3 rRNA genes are annotated in these 4,188 nt (G+C 48.4%); all 3 read right to left on the bottom strand.

Annotated features, from left to right (window positions below):
- A 23S ribosomal RNA gene (locus CVU84_17605) occupies nt 1-2,484 on the bottom strand; the annotation flags it as partial.
- Between the two features lie 331 nt (nt 2,485-2,815).
- A 5S ribosomal RNA gene (gene rrf, locus CVU84_17600) occupies nt 2,816-2,933 on the bottom strand.
- Between the two features lie 199 nt (nt 2,934-3,132).
- A 16S ribosomal RNA gene (locus CVU84_17595) occupies nt 3,133-4,188 on the bottom strand; the annotation flags it as partial.

Here is a 4,188-nt window from a genome sequence, read left to right as displayed (position 1 = left end):
GCCGACATCGAGGTGCCAAACCACTCCGTCGATGTGAACTCTTGGGAGTGATAAGCCTGTTATCCCCGGGGTAGCTTTTATCCGTTGAGCGATGGCAATCCCACATTCATACCACCGGATCACTAAGTCCTAGTTTCCTACCTGCTCCACCCGTCGGTGTCACAGTCAATCCATCTTATGCCTTTGCACTCTGCGAATGGTTTCCAACCATTCTGAGATGAACTTTGAGCGCCTCCGATACACTTTCGGAGGCGACCGCCCCAGTCAAACTCCCCACCTGACATTGTCCCCACACCGGATCACGGTGCTAGGTTAGAAACCCAATACTACAAGGAAGGTATCCCAACAACGACTCACTACAGACTGGCGTCCATAGCTCAAAGTCTCCCTTCTATCCTGTACATGTAATATCGAATCCCAGTATCAAGCTAGAGTAAAGCTCCACGGGGTCTTTCCGTCCTGTCGCGGGTAACCGGCATCTTCACCGGTACTATCGTTACGCCTTTCGTGCGGGTCGGAACTTACCCGACAAGGAATTTCGCTACCTTAGGACCGTTATAGTTACGGCCGCCGTTTACTGGGGCTTAAGTTCGCACCTTCGACTAAAGTCTAAGCACTCCCCTTAACCTTCCAGCACCGGGCAGGCGTCAGCTCATATACTTCACCTTTCGGTTTTGCATAAACCTGTGTTTTTGCTAAACAGTCGCTTGGGCCTATTCTCTGCGGCCTACTTGCGTAGGCACCCCTTCTCCCGAAGTTACGGGGTCATTTTGCCGAGTTCCTTAACAACGCTTCTCCCGTCGGCCTTAGGATTCTCTCCTCATCTACCTGTGTCGGTTTGCGGTACGGGTACGTATGAAGCAATAGCGGCTTTTCTTGACAGTATGGATTTAGGAACTTCTCTACTTTAATTTCGATCCGCATCACACTTCGCCTTTTAGTTGACGGATTTGCCTATCAACCAAGCTTTGTGCTTGCACTGGTTTTTCCATTCCCAGATTTCCCTATCCTTCTGTGTCCCCACAGTTCTGTTCATACGTAGTACTAGAATTTCAACTAGTTGTCCATCGGCTACGGCTTTCGCCCTCACCTTAGGTCCCGACTTACCCAAAGAAGATCAGCTTTACTTTGGAAACCTTAGATATTCGGCCGAGAAGATTCTCACTTCTCTCTCGCTACTCATTCCAGCATTCTCTCTTCTTAACTCTCCACTGCTCCTTACGGTACAGCTTCGTCGTGTTAAGAATGCTCCTCTACCAAAACACTTATCTAAATAAGTGCTTTCCACAGCTTCGGTGGTGCATTTTAGCCCCGGACATTTTCGGCGCAAGATCTCTCGACTAGTGAGCTATTACGCACTCTTTGAATGCATGGCTGCTTCTAAGCCAACATCCTAGTTGTCTGTGAAATCTCACATCCTTTTCCACTTAATGCACACTTTGGGACCTTAGCTGGTGGTCTGGGCTCTTTCCCTTTTGACTATGAAACTTATCTCCCATAGTCTGACTCCTGAAAAACATCTATATGGCATTCGGAGTTTGATATGCTTCGGTAGGCTGTGAGGCCCCCTAGGCAATTCAGTGCTCTACCTCCATTAGACTATTTCAAGGCTAGCCCTAAAGCTATTTCGAGGAGAACCAGCTATCTCCGGGTTCGATTGGAATTTCTCCGCTATCCACAGGTCATCCCCGCATTTTTCAACATGCGTGGGTTCGGTCCTCCATTACCTTTTACGGTAACTTCAACCTGCCCATGGATAGGTCACCCGGTTTCGGGTCTACTCACACTGACTTAACGCCCTATTAAGACTTGGCTTCCCTTCGGCTCCTGACCTTAAGTCATTAACCTCGCCAGTATAAGTAACTCGCTGGACCGTTCTACAAAAAGTACGCGGTCGCACCTTAACGTGCTTCCACTGCTTGTAAACATAGGGTTTCAGGTTCTTTTTCACTCCCCTCCCGGGGTTCTTTTCACCTTTCCTTCACAGTACTATGCGCTATCGGTCACTAGGTAGTATTTAGGCTTGGGGGGTGGTCCCCCCTGCTTCACACAAGGTTCCACGTGTCTCGTGCTACTCTGGATACTGCTGGCTAAGTCAACTTTTCACCTACGGGGTTTTCACCCTCTTTGACGTGCTTTTCCAAAACACTTCGGTTAAATCTTCTTAATACCGTATGCAGTCCTCAACCCCAAAGGACTAGGTCCTTTGGTTTGGCCTCTTACCCTTTCGCTCGCCGCTACTTAGGTAATCGATGTTTCTTTCTCTTCCTTCGGGTACTTAGATGTTTCAGTTCCCCGAGTTCCCCCTGCATGGCTATGTATTCACCATGCAGTGACTGGGATCTTCCCAGCCAGGTTTCCCCATTCGGTAATCTCTGGATCATCGGCTATTTGCGCCTACCCAAAGCTTTTCGCAGCTTATCGCGACCTTCATCGGCTCCTAGTGCCAAGGCATCCACCCTATGCTCTTATTAGCTTGAACTAATAATTTGATATCAAGATTACAAATCACTTCAACAATATGTCTTCACTTTCGTGCTTTCATATCATCTAACGACTTGCCTTCACTACTTCTACGACGCTTTTTCATAACACTTTAACCTCGTGTTATGCCTAAGCTGTATCCATACGTGCTTTCAAGTCGTTTCTCTTATGCAGTTTTCAATGTTCGTAATAGCTTTACGCTATGACCCGGTTGCTTTTATGGGTCTAAATAAGATATGAAGCTGTGAGCTTCAAGCTTTGCTTCCGGTCTTTCCGGATATCTTCTATATAATCCTCTATCGTTGCCTTTAGAGTTCTTTTGTTTTTTAAAATCTGGCAGCCACCTACTTTCCCAGGTCGTCTCCAACCAAGTATCATCGGCCGACATACGCTTAACCATCGTGTTCGGTATGGGAACGGGTGTTTCCATAAGTCGCATCGCCACCAGAATTTTTTAGATCTTTTCGCTTATTTACTAACGTTTATTTGTTAAACGTTAATCCATCAAACGTTTAAGTACTAAACGTTGATTCATTAACTTCGACTAGGGCTTTCCAAACTGGGTTCATCTATCACGGTGAGGTTTTTGATCTCCATCATGTGAGCTTTGCTCACTTTTAGCTTCAGAAATAAATTTCTTCCACTTTCTTCCTTAGAAAGGAGGTGATCCAGCCGCACCTTCCGATACGGCTACCTTGTTACGACTTCACCCCAGTCATCGATTTCACCTTAGGCAGCTCCCTCCTTGCGGTTGGGTCACTGACGTTGGGTGCTTCCGACTCCCGTGGTGTGACGGGCGGTGTGTACAAGGCCCGGGAACGTATTCACCGCGACATTCTGATTCGCGATTACTAGCGATTCCAACTTCATGTAGTCGAGTTGCAGACTACAATCCGAACTGGGATGGCTTTTATGGGGTTTGCTTCACCTCGCGGCTTCGCTTCCCTTTGTTACCACCATTGTAGCACGTGTGTAGCCCAGATCATAAGGGGCATGATGATTTGACGTCATCCCCACCTTCCTCCGAGTTATCCTCGGCAGTCTCTCTAGAGTCCCCACCTTAACGTGCTGGCTACTAAAGATAAGGGTTGCGCTCGTTGCGGGACTTAACCCAACATCTCACGACACGAGCTGACGACAACCATGCACCACCTGTCACCTTTGTCCCGAAGGAAAGAACCGGTTAAGGTTCGGTCAAAGGGATGTCAAGACCTGGTAAGGTTCTTCGCGTTGCTTCGAATTAAACCACATGCTCCACCGCTTGTGCGGGCCCCCGTCAATTCCTTTGAGTTTCAATCTTGCGATCGTACTCCCCAGGTGGAATGCTTAATGCGTTAGCTGCGGCACCGAGGTTCGACCCCCGACACCTAGCATTCATCGTTTACGGCGTGGACTACCAGGGTATCTAATCCTGTTCGCTCCCCACGCTTTCGTGCCTCAGCGTCAATCACAGTCCAGTAAGTCGCCTTCGCCACTGGTGTTCCTCCTAATATCTACGCATTTCACCGCTACACTAGGAATTCCACTTACCTCTCCTGTATTCTAGTAAAGCAGTTTTAAGTGCAGTCCCGAGGTTGAGCCCCGGGCTTTCACACCTAACTTACTTTACCGCCTACGCACCCTTTACACCCAGTAATTCCGGATAACGCTTGCCCCCTACGTATTACCGCGGCTGCTGGCACGTAGTTAGCCGGGGCTTCTTAG

It is taken from the genome of Firmicutes bacterium HGW-Firmicutes-1 (assembly GCA_002841625.1).
Classification (GTDB): Bacteria; Bacillota; Clostridia; order Lachnospirales; family Vallitaleaceae; genus HGW-1.
Note: the sequence above shows the minus strand (reverse complement) of the source record. Positions and strands in the feature narration are given on the sequence as shown.